Here is a 21,298-nt window from a genome sequence, read left to right on the forward strand (position 1 = left end):
GAACGTGGAAACTTCTCGCGGTCGACATCGCGCAACCAGCCCTCGGAGACGTCCCGATCCGCGCCAGCTGAGAATCTATGCACGTTCAGTCCCCTCGCCGTTCGCCCCTGCCTGCGGCATTTGCACGGCAACCGGTCCGCCATCGCCGGACGGCTCTTTACCGAACGTTATCGAGAGCGCTTCCGCCGCGTCGGATGCGTAGAGATCCGTTTCGCCTTTGGCATTACTGACTCCCGTCACCACGCTGCCGTCTGCCTTCACGATCCGGTAAGGCATGTTCGCCACCGGCTGGTTGTCAAGCGGGCGCACCAGTCGGAACAAGCGGCCCGTATCGGCGGCTTCGAATCGCGGCAAGGCACCATGGATGCTCTGCGCGCCCGGCACGTCGAAGTCTCCGGTGTTAAGGTGCACGCGCGTCGGCCCGAAGACATCGACGCAGCCATCGGCGATACGGATACCCGCATTGCCGCTCATGAAGGTGATGCTGGCCTTGGCGTTGAGCAGAATCGCGCCATGGGTGGCCGTCATCGTGATGTCGTTCAACGCATTGGTCATGACGCTGCCGCCCTGCGCTTGCGTCATGACATTGCCCTTGTGGGCAAGGGTGCGGATGTCACCGCTGTGCGCAAAGCTGCTGATCCCCTGACCCGCGTTGACGATGAACCGCTGCCCCGCCGTCAGGTGCTGGTTGAGCCTGGAGACGGTGTCGATATGCTTGCCGGCATAGGTAGTCAGCACCTTGGGCGTGGCGAACGCCATACCCGCCGGCGCATAGGCTCCGATCAGGGGCTGACCTCCCTCGCCTGGCGCATCCTGATGATTGTTGGCGCCAGCGTGCCATTCCTTGACGGCCTGCGTGAGCCTGGCCTGCGGCTCGGTGTCGGCGGCCAGCCCTTCATGCGCATGGCCATAGTCGCCCAACGACCTGGCCGCCTCCAGCGCCGCTTCCATGCAGCGGATGAACTCGTCGCGCGACAGGTGCCCACCCACTGCGGCGGCCTGCCCTTCCGCGGTAAAGAACAAGCCCTTCCCGCCGCGTACGGCACCGTGGCCGTCGGTGCGCAGATCAAAGCCTTCGCCGCGCTTGTCCTTGCGCCCGGCATTGTCGGGCACCCCGGTCAGATAGCCCAGATTCAGCTGCGAGGCCTGGTGATCGGAGGACAGTTGCGCCTGTATCTGGTCCTGCGTGTCGTCCATCAACAGGTGATTGTGGCGCCCGCCAAACAACTCCTTGCTTCGAATCCCCGACAGCGCATGCTGCCCCGGCAGCGCCCACGGCGGCATATTGAGCTGGTTCGGTGCCCGCCCGACGATCAGCGGGCAATCCGGATCGCCATTGAGGAAGGCAACAATGACCTCCTGGCCGATACGCGGAATATGCATGGCGCCAAACTGCTCGCCGGACCAGCCGTTGACGACACGAATCCACGGTGAAGAGTTCTCGTCGTGCTTCCCATAGCGGTCCCATTCAAACTGGATGTTCACGCTCCCGTGCTCATCGCACCAGATTTCCTGGTTCTTCGGCCCGGTCACGACCGCGCGCTGCAGGCCGGCGACGCGCGGCTTGCCGACCGTACGCGGCGGCCGGAAGACTTCGTCGGTGGGATGGCCTTCAAAAGCCACGCGGCAGGCAAACCGCTGCCGGCTGCCGGACTCGCCGCCGACGTCCTCCAGGTCGAACGTCGTGCTGGTCACGAGGAACTCCCGGTTCAACGCGGGATTGCCGTGATTGCTCACCGTGTAGGTGCAGCCCGGCGCCACGCCACGCAAGGCACCGACACCGCGCACGCGCCGGCCCCGGGCACGGCGCTCTTCCATGCGAATCCTCGCCCGCATGTCGCCTACCGCCGGCTCGACATAGTCGCCCGGGTACTCGTAGCGCTCAAAGTCGGCGAAGCCGGTTTCGCGTGGCTGGCTGTTGTCGGTGGTCAGGTTCGCCCGCGGCTTGCGGAAGTCATAGTCATTCAGCGTGACCTTGCCCGTGCGCAAGCGGTTGACCGGATCGAGGCGCACCAGATGTTCCTGATCCACCTTGAATCCATGCGGATAGATGGGCAGCGTGTGATAGGCCTCACTGGGGAAACTGCGATACGCTCCCGTTTCGGAGGCCAGGATCAGCCGATGGTGCCCACCGTCATGCTCAAAGAAGTACGTGATGCCATATTCTTCGGTCAGGCGCTGGATGAAATGGGCATCGGTTTCCCCGCTTTGCACTTCCCAGACCAGCTTGGGGTAGATCGATACGTCAAGACGCTTCTCCACCGAGAACGGATAGTCCGCCAGGACCTCATCCAGGATCTCGATGACGGTCTTCTTCTGGAAGGGCTTGAAATCCGAAGTCTGTGTGGCGAGCCACAGCCAGGGTCGCAGCGTGAACCGGTACAGGCGATTCTCCGCAGCGCCGCCAACCTGTTCGATCTCCGAGATGACACCCGTGATCTCCCGCTGCCCGGCACCAACACCGCCCAGCAGGCCCGTGCCCATGCCATCGAGCTCGATCGTCACCGTCATCTCGCGCCCGATCATTTCATCGGGGTCCGCCTCGGCGAGGAACTGCTCGGCCGCTGGCGAGACCGCGCGCAGATCGACCTTGTAGGTAAACAGTTCGCTCAAGCCTTCATGGCCGGAGAGCCGCACAAATTCCAGCTGCGGCTGCCCGAGCAGATCGGGGATGGCTGCACTGGAGACGCTGACTGTCCGGCGCCGTCTTCCCATGAGGTTCTCCACGTCATTTCGCATGCTCATGAGGTCATCTCTCAGGCCAGTGGCCAGAAGTAAAGCGTTGAGCGGAACTCGTAGCTGCCATCCGCATCGGCCATGTCGGCGTAGCCCATGTCCTCGTAGCCGAGCTTGTTGTCGCGCCACGCCATGCGCCGCGTCGAAGCTGCCAGCACACGATGCAGGTCATGCGATTCGAACGCCGAGGCCAGCCAGGCATTTCGCAGCAAGTCAATGTGCCCGCCGTCGTAGCCGGGCGTCTCGTCAAAGGCGATGATCCCCTGCTCGGTCCATGTCATCAGACCCCGCAGGTTCGTGACATCGAGCCGACGAGGGGCGCCCAGGTAAGCCGGACCGCTCAGCCGCTCGGCCAGGCGTGCCCGGCTGGTCTCGATCTTCATGCCCTTGTACCGGCCGAGCAGAATCGGATCGTTGCCGTCCACATGGACGCCGCACGCCATTAACGCAAGGCTCATTCGGATCGCGCAGGCGTTCTCACAGGCCGGATCGTCAACGCGGCTTTCCCAGCCAATCTGGCGGAACAAAGCCAGCCGGGACCGGCGCAGGGCGGCCTCGTCGCCGTGCTCGGGCTTCGGATAGGCATGCCAGAGGTCATCGAAGCGCAGTGAGAGAGCCATGTCCGTTGATGGTCAGATCAGGTCAGCGATCCCGCCGGCTACGTCAAGCGTGGCCGGCGGGCACGGTCAAGACAATCAGGCTTCCTTGTTGCCCTTGATGTCGTAGCCCGCGGTCACGGCGCCGCCGCTGCCGCCCTGGGCGTTCTGCACCACGTACTCCTGCTTGATCTTGGAGAACGACAGGGAGACCTTCTCGCGCATGCGCAACTCGTCATCCACCGAACCCTTCGGGCTCACCTTGGTGACGACCACGTCGGTCATGGTGAGCTTCAGGTATTCGAGCGGATTGCCGCCGGCCTTGCGCACGACCAGCACCGCTTCGTTGATGTGCTTGCCGGTCAGGCAGTACTTCATCAGGTTGGGCGAAGCGCGATCGATGAAGTGGTCGAAGGACAGGTCCGACACGGTCGCCTTGCCGGCGCCGCCGCCGCTGCCCGCGTGCATGGTGGACTGCTGCTCGATGCTCCAGTCCCAGGCCAGCACTTCGATTTCGTTCTTGTGCGAGGTGTCCTGCGACTCGCCGTCGATGCCGTTGATCTTCAGGAAAATGTCCTGTGCCATTGCAAAACTCCTTCACGTTAAGACAGGTACTGCAGACAAGAGCCACAACAAGGCCCCCGCCCCCTAGGGATCAGGGGCGGGGGTGCCTGATGTGGGACTACCGGTACATTTCAGGCTTCGGACGACGCTCAGGCAGCGTCCTTGACCGATGGCAGGCGCGCCACCAGTCGCAGCGACACCGTCAGGCCTTCGAGCTGGAAGTGCGGGCGCAGGAAGAACTTGGCGCTGTAGTAGCCGGGGTTGCCTTCCATTTCCTCGACGACAACTTCGGCGGCCGCGAGCGGACGGCGGGCCTTGGTCTCCTGCGAGGAGTTGGCCGGGTCGGCGTCAACGTAGTTCATGATCCATTCGTTGAGCCAGCGCTGCATGTCCTCGCGCTCCTTGAAGGCCCCGATCTTGTCGCGCACGATGCACTTCAGGTAGTGGGCGAAGCGCGAGCAGGCAAACAGGTACGGCAGCCGTGCCGACAGGTTGGCGTTGGCCGTCGCGTCGGCGTCGTAATACTCGGCCGGCTTCTGCATCGACTGCGCGCCGATGAAGGCCGCATAGTCAGTGTTCTTGCGGTGGACCAGCGAGATAAAGCCGTTCTTCGACAACTCGGCTTCACGGCGATCGGAGATGGCGATTTCGGTGGGGCACTTCATGTCGAGGCCGCCATCGTCGGTCGGGAAGGTGTGGCACGGCAGGTTCTCCACCACACCACCGCTCTCCACGCCGCGGATCAGCGTGCACCAGCCGTACAGCTTGAACGAGCGGTTGATGTTCACCGCCATTGCGTAGGCGGCGTTGCTCCACACATACTTGCGGTGGTCGGCGCCGTCGGTGTCTTCCTCGAAGTCGAATTCATCAACCGGGTTGGTCTTGATGCCGTATGGCAAGCGCGACAGGAAGCGCGGCATGGCCAGCCCCACGTAGCGTGCGTCTTCCGAGTTGCGCAGGCTGTTCCACGGCGCGTATTCCTGGTTCTGGAAGATCTTGGACAGGTCGCGCGGATTGGCCAGCTCCTGCCACGAGTCCATCTGCAGCACGGACGGCGATGCGCCGGCAATGAACGGCGCATGGGCGGCCGCCGAGATCTTGGCCAGCGAACCCAGCAGTTCCACGTCGGGCGGGGTGTGGTCGAAGTAGTAGTCGGCGACCAGGCAGCCGTACGGTTCGCCGCCGAGCTGGCCGTATTCCTCTTCGTAGATGCGCTTGAAGAACGGGCTCTGGTCCCAGCCGATGCCCTTGTACCGGCGCAGCGTGCGACGCAGGTCGTCCTTGGACACATCCATCACGCGGATGCGCAGCTTGTCGTCGGTCTCGGTGTTCGAGACCAGGTGATGCAGGCCGCGCCAGGCCGACTCCAGCTTCTGGAAGGCTTCGTGGTGCAGGATCAGGTTGATCTGCTCGGAGAGCTTCGTGTCGATGGCGCCGATAATGGCTTCGATGCTCTTGTACGCATCGTCGCTCATGGTGAACGCGCTGGCGAGCGCCTGCTCGGCCAGGGTCTTGACGGCGAGATCGACGGCTTCGCGGGCCTGGTCGGTCTTGGGCGAAAACTCGCGGCTGATCAGTGCGGCGAAGTCCGATTGCTCTACGGTCGCGAGGGCTTGCTGTTGCTTTTGTTGGGCGGAAGCCATGGAATCCTTGCTTGATAAGGTTGTTCAGGTAGGCAAGAAGCCGTTCCGGTCAGGACTGGGACGCCTGGGCGTCGCCATCGGTAGCCTGGGGCTTGGGCGCCTTGGCGAGCGACTGCAGCAGCGCGGGGTCCTGCAGCAGTTGATTGATCAGCGATTCGGCACCCGACTTGCCATCCATGTACGTCTGCAGGTTCGCGAGTTGCGTGCGGGCTTCCAGCAATTGCCGCAGCGCATCGACCTTGCCGGCCACCGCCGCTGGCGAGAAGTCCTCGATGCTCTCGAACGTCATGTCGACCATCAGCTGGCCGCCGCCGGCCAGCGTATTGGGAACCGCGAACGCAACACGAGGCTTCATCGCCTTCATGCGCTCGTCGAAGTTGTCGATATCGATCTCGAGGAACTTGCGGTCGGCGACCGGCGGCAGCGGCTCGGCGGGCTTGCCCGACAGATCGGCCAGGACGCCCATCACGAAGGGCAACTCGATGCGCTTCTCCGAGCCATAGACCTCAACGTCGTACTCGATCTGCACACGTGGCGCGCGATTGCGCGCGATGAATTTCTGCGAACTGTTCACAACAGACATAGGTCTCCTCAACGGGTGACAAGAGGGGTTGCAAGGACGTGCCGCACGGCGTCAGGCCGCTTCGGCTTCGGGATATTCCGGCCCAACAGCGTCGTGGCCGGCACGGTACTCGGTGTGATAGGTCAGTGCGGGCGCATCTGGCGGCTCTCCCGCCAGCCGGATGTCGATCGCGGCCAGCTGGCGCTTCTCCGATATCGCCGACAGCCACAGGCGAGCCAGTTGCGGCTGGACGACCTGCTCGATAAAGCTGATCAAACGGCGAGCTCCGGTTTCGCCAACCGGGCAGCGCGCCACGATGAACTCGACCACGGCGTCGCCATAGGTGAGCGCAATGCCGTGCTGGTCGTGCATGCGTGCCACGACGCGGCCCAGGTGCAGGCGCACGATGCGCCCGAGGTGTTCGGCGGCAAGCGGCAGGTAGGGCACGATCACCAGGCGGCCGAGGAACGCCGCCGGAAAGACTTTGCGCAGCTCCGGCATCAGCGCGTCACGCAGCGCGGCGGGCTCCGGCATCAGCGCCGGGTCTTCGCAGAGATTCGCCAGGAGATCCGAGCCAGCGTTGCTGGTGAGCAGCAGGATGGTGTTCTTGAAGTCGATGTGGCGCCCTTCGCCGTCTTCCATGTAGCCCTTGTCGAACACCTGATAGAAGACTTCGTGGACGTCGGCATGCGCCTTCTCGACCTCGTCAAGCAGCACCACGCTGTAGGGCCGGCGGCGCACCGCTTCGGTCAGCACGCCCCCTTCGCCGTAGCCGACATAGCCTGGCGGTGCGCCCTTGAGGGTCGACACAGTGTGCGGCTCCTGGAATTCGGAGAGGTTGATGGTGATGAGGCTCTGCTCGCCGCCATAGAGGACATCGGCCAGCGCCAGGGCCGTCTCGGTCTTGCCGACGCCGGAGGGGCCTACCAGCAGGAACACGCCGACCGGCTTGCCGGGATCGGTCAACTGCGCACGGGCGGTCTGGACACGCTCGCCGAGCTGGGCCAGCGCGTGGTCCTGGCCGATGACGCGAGTGCCAAGGGTCTGCGGCAACCGCATGACCGTGGCCACCTCGTCCGCGACCATGCGCCCAACCGGGATGCCCGTCCAGTCGGCGACAATGGCCGCGACCACGGCTTCGTCCACTTCCGTGTACACAAGCGGCGCCTCCCCTTGCGCCGCACGAAGGTCGGCTTCGAGCTCAGCCAGAGACTGCTGAGGCTGCGCCGTGCTCGCTGGCTCGATCACCGGCTCGATCGCCGGGGGTTGGACCAGCGCCTGCCGGCGTGCGACCAGGTCGCTCGCCAGGCTTCGTTCGCGCTCCCAGCGCGCTTCGGCCTGCGCCAGGTCGGCATCGATCTGCGCGCGCCGGGCATGTACGCCGGCTATCCGCTCGGCATCTGCTTTGCCGAAGCCGGCATCCTTGGCGAGCAGCGCGCATTCGGCGTCGGCAGCGGCCAGTTGCTGGCGCAGGTGCTCGACTTCTGCCGGTGGGGCGTGCAGTGACAGCGCCACGCGGGCACAAGCCGTGTCGAGCAGGCTGATGGCCTTGTCCGGCAACTGCCGGGAGGGGATATAACGATGGGAGAGCTTGACGGCGGCACGCACCGCTTCGTCGCGGATGAACACCCGGTGGTGCGCCTCGAAGGTGGCGACCAGCCCCCGCACCATGGCGACAGCCTTGGCTTCTTCTGGCTCCATCACCTGCAGGACCTGGAACCGGCGCGTGAGCGCCGGATCCTTCTCGATGTGGCGCTTGTATTCGCTCCAGGTGGTAGCACCGATCGTGCGCAGCGCGCCTCGCGCCAGCGCCGGCTTGAGCAGATTGGCAGCGTCGCCCGTGCCGGCCTGGCCGCCGGCGCCGACCAGCGTGTGGACTTCATCCACGAACAGGATCACCGGCTTCTGGGACCTGGCGGCTTCCTCCAGCACGCCTTTCAGCCGTGCCTCGAATTCACCTTTCATGCTGGCGCCGGCCAGCAGCGCCCCGACGTCGAGACTCAGGAGCCGGATATCCTTCAAGCTCGGCGGCACCGTGCCCGCAGCGATGGCCTGGGCGAGTCCCTCGATGACGGCGGTCTTGCCAACCCCAGCCTCTCCCGTCAAGAGCGGATTGTTCTGGCGGCGGCGCAGCAGGATGTCCGTCATGGTGCGGATCTCGTGCTCGCGGCCAATCACCGGATCCAGCCGGCCGGCGCGGGCCTCCTCGGTCAGGTCGAGGCAGTACTGGCCAAGGGCAGATTTGCCGGAACCCGTGGGCGCCAAGGCGCCGCTGGCCTCGCCAGGCGTGGCCGGTGCGAGGCCACTGCCGTCGTAGGCCGCTTCCCGGCTTTCGGGCGACTGCGCGACCAACGCGGGAACGGCTTCGACCAGGTCATCGGCACGTACCTTCGCGAACTGATTCGAGATGCCCAGCACCGTACGGCGCAATTCCGGCGTCTTGAGCAGTGCGCTCAGCAGGTAGGCGCCGCGCACGTGGTCATCGGCGAAGGCCAGTGTCGCGTAGACCCACGCCCGCTCCATGGCGGACTCGATCTGGAACGAGAAGTCGCTGATCGACGTGGCGCCGGCTGGCAGCAAGCCCAGCGCGCGCGTCAGGTCGGCTTCCAGGGCGGGCAGGTCGGCGCCGGCATGGCGCAGGATCCGCTGCAGGTCGCCATCGGGGGCCTGCAGCAACTGGTGCAGCCAATGCACAAGCTCCACGTACGGGTTGCCGCGGAGTTTGCAGAAGGCGGTCGCGCTTTCGATCGCCTTGAATAGGGTGGGATTGAGTCGGCCGAACAGCGCCTGACGCGAAATGTCCATTTGATGCCTTGCTCTTTTTTTGAATGATCGACTGCGATCGACTGCGCTTGCCCGATGGAGTTCTTGCGATGGAGTTCTTGATTAACCCCTTTTTAGGATATGGCAAAAACATTAGATGCGTAAACCCCTTCCGTGATCATCGCAGTGCGGCTTCCGTGACCAGACAGGAAGCCTGATCGCCGTGGATCCTTGGTAGTCAAATAGCCCCAAGTGACCAATACGTGTGCGTCTATCACGTCCAGCATGGAGGCGCAGTAATTTACGACGCTCACGAACCGAGACATGAAAGATTCGGAAATTTCCCAATATTGATTCCGAAAATTTCGGCGTTTTATAGGACAATAGCGGCGTTTTTATAGGACAAGTCCTAAAAACATTAGGACAACGGATCCTTAATTCAAAGCCATCGCGCAGACCGCAATTAATGACATCCGTTTGCATTTTGTCTAGCCGTGATTTTCGATTATCATCGGGTCCATTCCTGAACCTATCACTAGCGAGGCAAGGTCATGAGCGACTCGCAGCCCCTCCCGGCAGGGACCGGCGCCACCGACCCCGGATTCGACCGCGATAGCGATACGCCCTGGCCTTGGGATGCGCTCGGCGGAATGCACCCGGGCACTGCCGATCCGTTCTCGGTGCTGAGACCAGCCGCTGGCGAGCGCACAGCGCAAACTGCTGCCCCCGATCGGACTGACGTGATCGAGCAGCTCAAACGCGAGGCCGAGGCGGCGCTGCGCGATCCCGACTACCTGAGCGCCCACCCGGGGGCCACCACTGGGGCGGCATCGGTTGTACCGGCGGAGACCGCTCGGAACCCGCTGCAGAGGCTCGCACGCGAGGCCGACCATACCCACAGCTTGATGGACATGCTTGCCACCGCCGGCCACATCAACGCCCTGATTGGCTCCCCGCAGACCCTGGATGACTACCCGTTCTTTGTGATCCCGCCTGCGCCGGACGTGCTCTGGCTCTTCGCAGGGGACATCGTGCCCACCAGGCGCCGTGACGTCGCCGCTCCCCTTACCCGCCGCGAACACCACCTCGTCTCGATGGATAGCGCCTACCGCCCTGCACAGGCACAGGCACAGGCACAAACGCAAACGCCAATGCCAACGCCGGAGCCCGATCATGGCGCTTGATACGCAAGCCCCCGAAAGCACACGCGACGCCGGGCTATCTTCAGTCCTGCGCCGAACCGGTTCGGCCGCCGGCGCGCTCTGCGCAGCGGAAGGCCTGGTGCGCCTGCAGCCCGGCTCATTTGACTTCCGTTGGCAGCTATTCCAGTGGCTGTGCGTGGTTGGCGACTGGACGCGCGCGCTCCGGCAACTGCAGGTGGCCACGCAGCTCGCACCCGACTTTGCGCAAACCGCGCATGTCTACCGCGACTTGATCCGCGCGGAGGTGTTCCGGCGCGAGGTCTTCGCAGGCCGGCGCGCCCCCGGCACCCTGCTGCCGGCCCCGGCCTGGATGTCCGGGCTGCACGTCGCGCTCGTACAAACCGAAGCCGGTGACATCGCCGCCGCCGATAGCAGCCGCAACCTGGCACTGTCGGAGGTCCCGGCCTCGCCCGGCATGCACGACGGTGTGCGCTTCGCGTGGATCACCGACACCGACACGCGCCTGGGCCCGACCTGCGAAATCGTGGCGGGGGGCCGTTACGCCTGGCTGCCTTTTGCCCAGATGCACAAGCTTGAGCTGGCCGAGCCTGCCGGCTTGCTCGATCTGCTGTGGCGCCCGGCCACCGTGACGCTCTCCGACGGTGTGGTCAGCCGTGGCTTCATGCCGGTGCGCTACCCCAACTCTGAGCAGGGTAGCGACGCCATCCGGCTCGCCCGCGAAACCAACTGGGCCGAAGTGGGCGAAACCGGTGTCATCGGATTCGGCCAGAAGACCTGGATGACGGATGCGGGCGATGTGGCCATGCTCGATGTGGCGACCCTCACTCTGGTAGCCGGGCATGGCTGACCACCGCCCGCCGCGGGTACCACGCCGCCCGAATACGCAGCTGCTGCCGACGCTCTTTGACCGGCTGCGCGACGACGCGCCCCAACGGCAGACCGAAAGCGCGAACGAATACACCGTCACGCGCGCCCAGATGCGCGAGATCATCCAGCGCGATCTCACCTATCTGCTCAATACCACCAACCGCGAGGATGAGATTGACCGCGAGCTCTATCCCGCTGCCGCGGCATCGACGATCAACTACGGGGTACCACCGGTCGCCGGCAGTTACCTGTCCGAGCACAAGTGGAACGACATCGTCAACATCGTCAGGCGCGCCATCCTGGACTTCGAGCCCCGGCTCATTCCCGGCTCGCTGGACGTGAAGCCGCTTTTGAAGGAAGACGCGCCGCAGCGCTACAACACCCTGGTTTTCGAGATCAAGGGCCTGATCCATATGGACCCGTACCCGATGGCATTCACTGCCCAAAGCTCGCTCGACCTGGAAACCAGCCGGATGAGCGTCCAATCGATTCACACCACCTGACGCCATGGATCCGCAACTGCTCGACTATTACAACCGCGAGCTCGTCTACATGCGCGAGCTGGCCGGGGAATTCGCCAATCAGCACCCGAAGGTGGCGAGGCGCCTGGGCATGCATGGCACCGAGGTGGCCGACCCCTATGTGGAACGCCTGATCGAGGCGTTCTGCTTTCTGTCGGCGCGCACCCAGATCAAGCTCGATGCGGAGTTTCCGCGCTTTACGCAGCGGCTGCTGGAGGTGGTCTACCCGAACTACGTTGCGCCGACGCCGTCGATTGCTGTCGCACAGTTCCGCCCCAGCCGGATCGCGGGAAATCTTGCCCGCGGCGTGGAGGTGCCGCGCGGCGCGCAGCTCGATGCCGCGCCGGCGCCGGGCGAGAAGACGGCCTGCCAGTTCAGGACCACGCAACCGCTGACGCTGTGGCCGCTCGAAATCACCGAAGCCCGGCTCACTGGCATTCCACCGGACATTCGCGGGCTGGAGCGCTATGTGCCTGCCCACCTGACGGTACAGGGAGCGCTGCGCCTACGCCTGCGCTGCACGCGCGAGGCCAACTTCGATCAATTGCCCGGCCTGGACCAGTTGCCAGTCTATCTGTGCGGGGACGACCAGATCGCCTCGCACCTGTTCGAGCTCTTGCACAGCGCCGGCGTCGCCACGCTGATTGGACAGCCCGGCGCCATGAGCGAACGCCCCTACGCGGTGACAGAGGATGCCGTCAGCTATGTGGGCATGGGTCCGGGCGAGGGCGCGCTGCCGTTGCCGTGGAACAACTTCTTTGGGCACAACCTGTTGCATGAGTATTTCGCATGCCCGCAGCGCTTCTACTTCTTCGGCCTCAACAAGCTGGCACAAGGGTTCGGCCGGATCCGCGGCAAGGAGGCCGAGATCGTCGTGTTGCTGTCAAAGCCGCCTGGCAATCTGACCAGCCAGGTCGACCGGGATCAGTTCGCGCTCTTTTGCACACCGGTGGTCAATCTGTTCCCGAAACGCACCGATCGCATCGAGATCACACCCGGGCGCACCGACTTCCATTTGGTCGCCGACCGACAGCATCCGCTCGACTACGAAATCTACACCGTCAAGCAGCTATCCGGGCAAAAGTCCGAGCACAGCGCCAGCATCGCCTTTCAGCCGCTCTTTGCCACGCTGAACAGTGACGAGGGTAATCACGGCCGCTACTTTTCCCTGCGGCGCGAGCGCCGGATGCTCTCGGAGCAGGCTCGCAAGTACGGCACTCGCACCGCATACGTCGGTACCGAGCTGTTCGTGTCGCTGGTGGACCAGCACGAGGCCCCTTACCCGGACACCTTGCGCTACCTGTCGGTGGAGTCGCTGGCCACCAATCGCGACCTGCCCAATCTGGTACCGCGCAATGGCCTGCACGACCTGACCCCGGCGGCATCCATCCCCGTGGACGGGATCGGCCTGATCCGCGCGCCGTCGGCACCTCGGCCACCTTATGCGGACGGCGAAATGGCCTGGCGGCTGATCCGGCTATTGGGCTTCAACTACCTGTCGCTGACCGACCTGGAGCATCGCTCGGGCGGCCAGGGTCTGCGTGACATGCTGCGGCTTTTCGTGGCGAGCGACGATCTGGCGCACCAGGCGCAGATCCAGAGCCTGATCGGCTCGAAGGTGGAGCCGGTCATGCGACGGCTGCCGGGCAACGGCCCGTTGATCTACGGCCGTGGTATCCAGTGCCAGCTTACCGTGGACGAAGGCGGCTTCTCCGGCATCAGCCCATACCTGTTCGGCGTGGTGCTGGAGCATTTCCTGGCGCGTCACGTGTCAGTCAACGTCTTCACGCAGACCGAACTGCACTCGATGCAACGCGGCCTGGTGCATCGTTGGCCCGTGCGCATGGGCGGCCGTAGCGCCGTGTAGCCATGTACAAAGGACACGACGACAACGCGCCGCCAGCGCTAACGGCCCCGGCGCCGCCAGGAAGCTACGCCGGCCAGGCGCCGTGGAAGCTGAGCTTTCTGGGGCTCCTGCGGCATCTGTCCGCCCGGCACCCTGACTTGCCCCCGATCGGGCAGGCCAGCCGGCCGCGCGACGAGCCATTCCGGGCTGGCCAGCAGGCCGCGCTCACATTCGCGCCCCGCGAGATCGCGCAGGTGCAGCCGCTGCCTGGCCGGCTCAAGGTGCAGTTGTTTGGCCTGGGCATGCTGGGGCCGAATGGGGCACTGCCGATCCACCTGACGGAAATCGTACGGGAGCGCAGTGAAACACACCGGGACAGCACCACCGCGGATTTTCTGGATCTGTTCCACCATCGCGCTTTCACGCAGTTCTACCGTGCCTGGGCAGGCTCGCAAGCCGCAGCGGGCCTCGATCGGCGCGACGACGAGGTGTTCTCCCGCTATATCGGCTGGCTGACGGGCAACGAAGCCGAAGAGATCGCGCACAGTCCCCTGCCCTCGCACGCGCGGCTCGCCGCCGGTGCGCATCAGGTGCGCGAAGCACGCAATCCCGATGGCATTGCGGCCACGCTCTCGCACTTCTTCGGGGTATCCGTCAGGCTGGAAGAATATGTGCTGCACTGGATCGCCATCGATCCGGCCGAACACAGCCGCCTGGGGCATCCGGGCGCCCCCAGCGTCATGGGGCAAGGCGCCATGCTTGGCGAGATGGTACCGGACCGGCAGCACAAGTTCCGCCTGGTGATCGGTCCGCTCGGGCTGCAGCAGTACCTGAACTTTACGCCCAACGGCCGGGACCTGCCGACGCTCATTGAATGGGTGCGCGCCTTCGTAGGCCATGAATTCGTTTGGGAAGCCGAGCTGCAGGTGATCCCTGACTCGGCGCCACCCACCATCCTGGGCTCACAGGAACGCCTGGGCTGGTCTACGTGGCTGGGCGAACCGGATCGCAGCCGCGCCATCACCGGCATGGTGTTCGAGCCCGAACACTACGCGACACATTGACCATGAAAGCCAAAACCAAGCCCGTGCCGGCGCCAAGACCTGAATTTCCCTTCCCGGAGCTGCTGGAACCGGTCTCTCCCGACAGGCCATGCGGCGATGACCTGGAGTACGACCCTGAATTCGTCGTGCTTCTGGCCAAGGCCGCTCCGAAGGCGGACGCACAGTACGGCGACTTCGTCAGTGAGCCGGAAGCCTGCAACTGGGCCGAGCTGGAGCGCGACTGCCAGCGCCTGCTCTTGCGAACGCGCGACATCCGCATTTTGGTGCTGCAGCTGCGGTGCCGTACTCGGCTAGCCCAGACGGCCGGGCTGAGAGACGGCCTCGAGGCGCTGGCGCAACTGCTGACGAAATGGCCGGATGCGATCCATCCGCAGTTGATGGTCGATGGCGAAGCCGATCCTGCCATGCGCGCCAACGCACTGGCCGCACTGGCCGACCCGGACGGGCTGATGCGGGACGTGCGGGCGTTGACGATCACGGGCAATGCCGCACTACGGCTGCAGGTCCGGGACGTCGAGCGTTCGCTCGGTGTGCCACGGCCCGTGGACGCCCCGGCGCCGGAATCGGTGCGCCTGCAATTGCAGGATTTGCGCCAGCAGCACAGCCCCGCCCTCCTCGCATTGGACGAAGCCGCAGGATATGCCGCTGCCATCGACGACTGGGCAAAAGCCAACCTCCAGAACGACCGCCCTGACCTGAGCCCGCTGCTCAAGCTACTCGGCACGATGACGGGCAATGTCGTGGCCGTCGCGCCGCGGCCCGATTTGAGCGTCGCGGCCTCGACAGGCGACGGTGCCGCAGGTGGTCTTTCCCCTATAGCGACCACCGAGCATGCCGCCGCCGCCATGCCGCGGGACCGCGATGCCGCCTTGGCCGGCGTGCGCACCGCTCGTCAATGGTTCGAACTACATGAACCCAGCAGCCCCGTGGCGCTACTGCTCAGGCAAGCCGAGCGGCTGACCGGCAAGCGCTTCGATGAAGTGTTCCAGGCAATCCCCGCCGAGCTGGTGGAGCGCTGGGCGCAGGACAATTCGTGATCTTCCAACCGTTCGGGGGAGCGCATCGTTCGATGCATCTTTAAGTATGCTCGGAGACACCAGAATGTATTGTTTCGAGCGACTGCCGCGGTCGCCGGCATGGGTAGCGCCCCCAACGCTGACGCGGGTCCGCCATCGAGACAAAAAAAAGCCCCTGAATCCCAGGGGCCATTTTTCAATGTCTTGTGCAGCGGCAACCGCTCGCCAGATCAACCAGCGAAGTTCTTGCTGGCGAAGTCCCAGTTCACGACGTTCCAGAATGCCTCGACATACTTCGGGCGGGCATTGCGGTAGTCGATGTAGTAAGCGTGTTCCCACACGTCGCAGGTCAGCAGCGGCTTGGCGTCGGTGGTCAGCGGGGTAGCGGCGTTGGAGGTCGAGACCAGGTTCAGCGAGCCGTCGGCCTTCTTCACCAGCCAGGCCCAGCCCGAACCGAAGGTGCCGACCGCGGTCTTGGTGAATTCTTCCTTGAACTTGTCGAAGGAGCCGAACTTGGCGTTGATGGCATCGGCCAGCGCGCCGGTCGGTTGGCCGCCGCCGTTGGGCTTGAGCGAGTCCCAGTAGAAGGTGTGGTTCCACACCTGGGCAGCGTTGTTGAAGATGCCGCCGGAGGACTTCTTGACGATCTCTTCGAGCGTCGAGTTTTCGAACTCGGTGCCCTTGATCAGGTTGTTCAGGTTGGTGACGTAGGTCTGGTGGTGCTTGTCGTGGTGGAACTCCAGGGTCTCCTTGGAGATGTGCGGAGCGAGCGCATCATGAGCGTAAGGCAGCGGGGGGAGAGTATGTTCCATTGTTCTGTCTCTTTCTGTGGGGTTGAAGATCAGGAATTGTCGATTGTAGGGGACTTGCCATACCCGCGCAAACGCGGCAAACAAAGCCCCTTCGATCATATTAGTTTGATCGATATGCAAGCGCTGTCGGCGGTCCGCCGACGCGCGCCGGGCTTAGCGTTCCACCAGCCGGGGCTGAACGCTGGCGAGGCTGGCATCGGCCACGCCTTCGGCCAGGTGGACTTCGATCACGGTGCCCGCGCGCAGCTCCGACGGTGAGCGCAAGGCGCGTCCGCGCTGGTCCAGCAGCACGGCATAGCCGCGCTCCAGGGTGCGCTGCGGCGCCAGCACCTCGAGCGTGCCGGCGGCACGCTGCCAGCGCTGGCCGGCGCGCTCAACCTGGCGCTGCGTGGCGTCGCGCAGGCGCAGCGCGGTGCGGCGCAACTCTGCCTGAGCCTGGGCCAGATCGGGCCGGCCAGCCGCCCAGCGCATGGCCAGCACCTGCTGGCGGTGCCGCTGGGCGGCCACGGTATCGCGCAGCGCGGAGCGCAGGTGACGCATGAGGTTGTCGACCTGCAGGCGGCGCTCCTGCAGCTGCGCTTGCGGGCTGCGCAGGCGGCGGGCCAGCCAGTCGAGGTTCTGGGCGCGCCGGTCGAGCTGGCGCTGCATGCACTGGGCCAGCGCGTCGCGCGCGCGGCTGGCTTGCATCAGCATATGGCTGCGGTCCGGGCTGACCAGCTCGGCGGCGCCGGTGGGCGTGGGCGCGCGCACGTCGGCGACGAAGTCGGCGATGGTGAAATCGGTCTCGTGGCCCACGCCGGAGACCACCGGCACGGCGCAGCGCGCAATGGCCTGCGCCACGCTCTCCTCATTGAACGACCACAGGTCCTCGATGCTGCCGCCGCCGCGGCACAGGATCAACACATCGCATTCGTTGCGCTCGCTGGCGGTGTCGATCATGGCGGCGATCTTCGCCGCAGCGCCGGCGCCCTGTACCGGCACCGGGTAAACCACGACGGGCACATGCGGGGCGCGCCGGCGCAGCGTGCTGATCACGTCGCGCAGGGCCGCCGCCTGCAGCGAGGTGATCACGCCAATGGTGCGGGCGTGGACCGGCAGCGGCCGCTTGCGCTCGGGCGCGAACAGCCCGGCCTGCGAGAGCTTTTCCTTCAGGCGCAGGAATGCCTCATACAGATTGCCAAGGCCAGCGCGGCGCATGCCCTCCACGCCGAGCTGCAACTCGCCGCGCGCCTCATACATGGATACGAGCGCCCGCACCTCGACCGCCTCGCCCTCGCGCGGCGTGAAGTCGACATGCTGGTTGCGCCCGCGGAACATCACGCAGCGGATCTGGGCGCGCGCGTCCTTGAGCGAGAAATACCAGTGGCCGCTGGCGGCGCGTGTGAAATTTGAGATTTCGCCCCGGACCCAGGTCAGCGGGAAACTACGTTCCAGTACCTGGGCGATCGCGTGGTTCAGCTCTCCGACGGGAATCGCCTCACGCGCCCCGGGAGGGGCCGTAGGCTGGGTTTCACGCGAAAAGTTCAGCGGTTCTGACATGGCGCACGGCCGGGCAAGCGGCGTGGAATTGACATGTCCACAGCATAACTGGTCTGTCAAGTCTCTTGGGGTGGGGGAGGCAATAACCCCGCAAAGCCCCATGACTTGACACAAGCCTTTGATTCTTATGCGCTTTCGGCTGTCTTATTTTTTAGGCAATGTAAGCAAACCCCTTATGCGTCAAACACTTACCGGCCGCACCCCCGGCTTGTTCACAAAGTTATCCACAGGAACTCTGGACAACCTTGGGTAGAACGCGCTGCCTGTGGAGAACTATTTCCTGCCCGCCGGAAACGCCCATCCGGCAGCCAAAAGAGATCGCAAGGCCTCCTTGTCGCGACATGGCATGGCCATGTCCTGAGCATGAGCACGGAGACTGGATAACACCGTGCAAATGGCTGTTGCCCATTTTTTAATCAGCACGTATGAAGCGCTTTTCAATCAATGACTTAAGTAGCTTCTCAGATAGTTTTCCACAACCCGTCCACAAGACTGTCCCGGCGGAATGTGGAAAGGGGGAGACATGGCGGGATTTTTTCATTCACGGGGCGTTGGAGGCCCCCGCGAAGCCCATCTGGCGTGCCCTGCACATTATTTAGGCACCGTGTATACCCGCCTTTCCAATCAATGACTTAGCATTCTTTTCAGGCGCCTGTCCACAAACGGTCCACAGCACTGTCCTGTTTTAATGTGGATAGAGCGGACTCCGGTTTTGCGCGGTTCGCGCGCGCGCGGAGGATGTCCTCGTCACCCGCCGTTTGCCCGTTTTTTAAGCGGCACACAATTTTTCCTTATCAATCAGTGACTTGACCGCCTTGTCAGCCCTCTGTCCACAATTCATCCACAGCACTGTCCCTGTTCCATGTGGACATCCCGCCAGTCGCCGCCTCCAGCGCCTTGCGCGCACGATGCGCGGCAGACACACCGCGATGCTGCGTCTTGCCCCGCCCGGTGCTGCGGGTTAGAGTGGCGCCTGATTTTTTCGAACATTTTCGAACATAGCCAGCGCGCGCACGGCCGCGGCGCTTGGCATGAGCACACAAGCCGTTGACTCGGGGTTCCACGTGTTTTCCATCATTCAAGCTGCCGGCTGGCCGATCTGGCCCTTGTTGCTCGCCTCGGTCATCGCCCTGGCGCTGATCGTCGAGCGTTTCCTCAGCCTGAAGCGCAGCAAGGTGCTGCCGCCCAAGCTGTATGACGAAGCTCTGTCGGTGGCGCACCAGCGCCGCGCCACGCCGGAGGTGGTCAACACGCTGGAGCAGAACTCCCCGCTGGGCCGCGTGCTGGCCGCTGGCCTGCGCCATGTGGTGTTGCAGCCCCAGACGTCGCGCGATGCCGCCAAGGAAGTGGTCGAGGAAGCCGGGCGCGCCGTGGCGCACGAGCTGGAGCGCTACCTGAACGCACTAGGCACGATCGCCTCGGTCGCACCGCTGATGGGCCTCCTGGGCACCGTGATCGGCATGATCGAGATCTTCGGCAGCCAGGGTGGCGCCGGCGCCAGCCCCGAGCAGCTGGCACATGGCATCTCGGTGGCGCTCTATAACACCGCCTTCGGCCTGATCATCGCGATTCCGGCACTGATCTTCTGGCGCTACTTCCGCCGGCGCGTGGACGATTACGTGGCTGAGCTGGAATTCCGCGCCACCGCCTTCCTGGACGCCATCCTGCCGCAGCGCCGCGCCTGATACGCCATGCACTTCCGATCCCGCCAGCGGCGTGAAGAACCGGAGATCAACCTCATCCCGTTGATCGACGTCCTGCTCGTGATCCTGATCTTCCTGATGATCACGACCACGTACTCGCGCTATACCGAGCTGCAGATCCAGCTGCCGACCGCCGACGCCGAAAAGGCGCAGCAGCGCCCCGGCGAGATCGTGGTATCCGTATCCGCCAAGGGTGTCTATTCGATCAACAAGCAGGTCATGGACCAGCAGGACGTGACCAGCCTGGCCCAGCGCCTGCGCGAGGTAGCCGGCCCGGCCGATGGCCAGCCGCCCGTGCTGATCGTCAATGCGGATGCGCAGGCCACGCATCAGTCCGTGATCAACGTCATGGAAGCCGCCCGCCTGGCCGGGCTGCCCCGCCTGACCTTCGCCACGCAGAGCTCGCAGGCGCGCTGAGCGGCCCGGCGCGGGGATGCAATCCCCCGCTGCGAGCCGCACCTTGCGGCGGGCGCCGCAAGGTGCCCATAATGACTGGGTAGCTCGCTTGCGCGGCCTCGCGATGACGCGATGAGGCCATCGTGCCGGCGCGCCGTGCTACCGTCCCCGGCCCCACGCCTGCTCTTTTCAACGCAGCATTACCGCCCAGCCCTGCCTACCACGCCCATGCCCGCTCCCCGCAACACACTTGCCGACTTCGTGACCGCCCAGTGGCAACGCCGCGGCTGGTTCGCCTGGCTGATGCTGCCGCTGTCGTGGGTGTTCGGCCTGGTCAGCGGCTGGCGGCGCCTGGCATACCGGCGCGGCTGGTACAGCTCGACGCGCCTGCCGATGCCGGTGGTGGTGGTCGGCAACGTGACCGTGGGCGGCACCGGCAAGACCCCCGCGGTGATCGCGCTGGCCCATGCACTGGCCGAGGCCGGCCTGCGCCCGGGCGTGGTCTCGCGCGGCTACGGCGTCAAGCTCAAGCATCCGCGCCGGGTCAAGCCCACCTCGCAGGCCAAGGACGTGGGCGACGAGCCGCTCTTGATTGCGCGCGCCACCGACGTGCCGGTCTGGGTCTTCCCCGACCGGGCGCTGTGCGCGCAGACCATGCTGGTGTCGCATCCCGGCGTCAACGTGCTGCTGCTCGACGATGGCCTGCAGCACTACAAGCTGCAACGCGACTTCGAGATCGTGATGTTCGATTCGCGCATGGGCGGCAACGGCTTGCTGCTGCCGGCCGGCCCGCTGCGCGAATCGCTCTCGCGCCGTCGCGACGCCACCCTGATCAACGACCCGGACTTCCGCCCCAGCCCGAGCCAGCCGGATGTCTATGGCATGCGCCTGGTGCTGGACGATGCCTGGCAGCTGGCCGACCCGACCATGGCCAAGCCGCTGTCGGCGTTTGCCGGGCAGCGCGTGTTGGCCGCGGCCGGCATCGGCAACCCCGAGCGCTTCTTTGCCAGCCTGCGCGCAGCCGGCCTCGCGCCGGACACCATGCCCCTGCCGGACCACTACGACTTCGCCGAAGACCCGTTCGCCGGCGATCCTGTCGCGCAAGCGGCCGATGCGATCCTGATCACCGAGAAGGATGCCGTAAAATGCGAGCGCCTCAGTGACCCGCTGGACCCGCGGATCTGGGTCGTCCCCACCACGCCCGTGATCGACGCGGGCCTGATCGAAAAAATTCGCCGCGCCGTCGCCGCGCATGCCCAGGCCGCTCCCACAGCGCCGGGCGCCGCGACCGCCGCCGGCCACACCAAGGAAACGCAAGATGGACAACCGGCTGCTTGAAATCCTGGTCTGCCCGCTGTGCAAGAGCAAGCTGGAACATGACCGCGCCGCCCAGGAACTGATCTGCCAGGTCGACAAACTGGCCTATCCGATCCGCGACGGCATTCCCATCATGCTGGCCGATGAGGCACGCCAGACCGTGCCGGGCCGGCTGGTCTCGCCGGAATAA

Annotated in this window: 18 protein-coding genes; 10 read left to right on the forward strand and 8 right to left on the reverse strand. The window is 64.9% G+C overall.

From position 1 onward, the window contains the following. Positions 1–75: 75 nt before the first annotated feature. The 6 genes from AC1RQK_RS30970 to tssH form a co-directional block, all read right to left on the reverse strand. Positions 76–2,745 (reverse strand): type VI secretion system Vgr family protein, encoded by a 2,670-nt coding sequence (locus AC1RQK_RS30970; protein WP_492813134.1) that lies wholly within the window; start codon positions 2,743–2,745, stop codon positions 76–78. Between the two features lie 11 nt (positions 2,746–2,756). Beyond that, the gene (locus AC1RQK_RS30975; RefSeq protein WP_492813136.1) at positions 2,757–3,356 is read right to left on the reverse strand and encodes a T6SS effector amidase Tae4 family protein; all 600 of its coding nucleotides are present in this window, start codon (positions 3,354–3,356) and stop codon (positions 2,757–2,759) included. 75 nt (positions 3,357–3,431) lie between these two features. Next, positions 3,432–3,917 (reverse strand): Hcp family type VI secretion system effector, encoded by a 486-nt coding sequence (locus AC1RQK_RS30980; protein ID WP_043344077.1) that lies wholly within the window; start codon positions 3,915–3,917, stop codon positions 3,432–3,434. Positions 3,918–4,045: 128 nt separating this feature from the next. Further along, positions 4,046–5,539 (reverse strand): type VI secretion system contractile sheath large subunit, encoded by a 1,494-nt coding sequence (gene tssC, locus AC1RQK_RS30985; RefSeq protein ID WP_492813138.1) that lies wholly within the window; start codon positions 5,537–5,539, stop codon positions 4,046–4,048. A gap of 49 nt (positions 5,540–5,588) precedes the next feature. Continuing rightward, positions 5,589–6,122, reverse strand: a complete 534-nt coding sequence (tssB, locus tag AC1RQK_RS30990; protein ID WP_492373355.1) for a type VI secretion system contractile sheath small subunit — start codon at positions 6,120–6,122, stop codon at positions 5,589–5,591. A gap of 51 nt (positions 6,123–6,173) precedes the next feature. Then, positions 6,174–8,906 (reverse strand): type VI secretion system ATPase TssH, encoded by a 2,733-nt coding sequence (tssH, locus tag AC1RQK_RS30995; RefSeq protein ID WP_492813140.1) that lies wholly within the window; start codon positions 8,904–8,906, stop codon positions 6,174–6,176. Positions 8,907–9,415: 509 nt separating this feature from the next. On the opposite strand from tssH, the gene AC1RQK_RS31000 reads away from it, so the two are divergent. From AC1RQK_RS31000 to AC1RQK_RS31025, 6 genes are read left to right on the forward strand one after another with little or no spacing between them, the layout of a single operon-like run. Further along, entirely contained in the window at positions 9,416–10,048 is a 633-nt protein-coding gene (locus AC1RQK_RS31000) for a TagK domain-containing protein (RefSeq protein WP_492813142.1), read from the forward strand. Next, on the forward strand, positions 10,038–10,874 hold the full coding sequence (locus tag AC1RQK_RS31005) for a type VI secretion system accessory protein TagJ (protein ID WP_492813144.1): 837 nt from the start codon (positions 10,038–10,040) through the stop codon (positions 10,872–10,874). Before AC1RQK_RS31000 ends, AC1RQK_RS31005 begins: the two co-directional genes overlap by 11 nt. After that, complete coding sequence (gene tssE / locus AC1RQK_RS31010) at positions 10,867–11,397, forward strand: type VI secretion system baseplate subunit TssE (RefSeq protein ID WP_492813146.1); 531 nt, start codon at positions 10,867–10,869, stop codon at positions 11,395–11,397. The genes AC1RQK_RS31005 and tssE overlap by 8 nt, the downstream gene beginning before the upstream one ends. Before the next feature lie 4 nt (positions 11,398–11,401). After that, positions 11,402–13,282, forward strand: coding sequence for a type VI secretion system baseplate subunit TssF (tssF, locus tag AC1RQK_RS31015; protein WP_492813148.1), 1,881 nt, complete (start codon positions 11,402–11,404; stop codon positions 13,280–13,282). Positions 13,283–13,284: 2 nt separating this feature from the next. Next, a complete protein-coding gene (gene tssG / locus AC1RQK_RS31020) occupies positions 13,285–14,325 on the forward strand; it encodes a type VI secretion system baseplate subunit TssG (protein ID WP_492813150.1) in 1,041 nt (346 codons plus the stop codon). Between the two features lie 2 nt (positions 14,326–14,327). Further along, positions 14,328–15,362, forward strand: coding sequence for a type VI secretion system protein TssA (locus AC1RQK_RS31025; RefSeq protein ID WP_492813152.1), 1,035 nt, complete (start codon positions 14,328–14,330; stop codon positions 15,360–15,362). 209 nt (positions 15,363–15,571) lie between these two features. Here the strand turns inward: AC1RQK_RS31025 and sodB are convergent, their stop codons facing one another. Further along, entirely contained in the window at positions 15,572–16,153 is a 582-nt protein-coding gene (gene sodB / locus AC1RQK_RS31030; RefSeq protein ID WP_492813154.1) for a superoxide dismutase [Fe], read from the reverse strand. A gap of 153 nt (positions 16,154–16,306) precedes the next feature. Further along, positions 16,307–17,692, reverse strand: a complete 1,386-nt coding sequence (xseA, locus tag AC1RQK_RS31035) for an exodeoxyribonuclease VII large subunit (protein WP_492813156.1) — start codon at positions 17,690–17,692, stop codon at positions 16,307–16,309. A gap of 1,064 nt (positions 17,693–18,756) precedes the next feature. Here xseA and AC1RQK_RS31040 point away from each other — a divergent pair. The 4 genes from AC1RQK_RS31040 (at position 18,757) to AC1RQK_RS31055 (ending at position 21,298) form a co-directional block, all read left to right on the forward strand. Beyond that, entirely contained in the window at positions 18,757–19,377 is a 621-nt protein-coding gene (locus tag AC1RQK_RS31040; RefSeq protein WP_492813192.1) for a MotA/TolQ/ExbB proton channel family protein, read from the forward strand. Positions 19,378–19,383: 6 nt separating this feature from the next. Then, positions 19,384–19,812 carry an ExbD/TolR family protein gene (locus tag AC1RQK_RS31045; RefSeq protein WP_043344052.1) on the forward strand — a complete coding sequence of 143 codons (429 nt, stop codon included), beginning with the start codon at positions 19,384–19,386 and terminating at the stop codon, positions 19,810–19,812. Positions 19,813–20,019: 207 nt separating this feature from the next. After that, on the forward strand, positions 20,020–21,129 hold the full coding sequence (gene lpxK, locus AC1RQK_RS31050; protein WP_492813158.1) for a tetraacyldisaccharide 4'-kinase: 1,110 nt from the start codon (positions 20,020–20,022) through the stop codon (positions 21,127–21,129). Further along, complete coding sequence (locus AC1RQK_RS31055; RefSeq protein WP_043344047.1) at positions 21,110–21,298, forward strand: Trm112 family protein; 189 nt, start codon at positions 21,110–21,112, stop codon at positions 21,296–21,298. The genes lpxK and AC1RQK_RS31055 overlap by 20 nt, the downstream gene beginning before the upstream one ends.

Source organism: Cupriavidus sp. GW822-FHT02D05 (assembly GCF_058802485.1).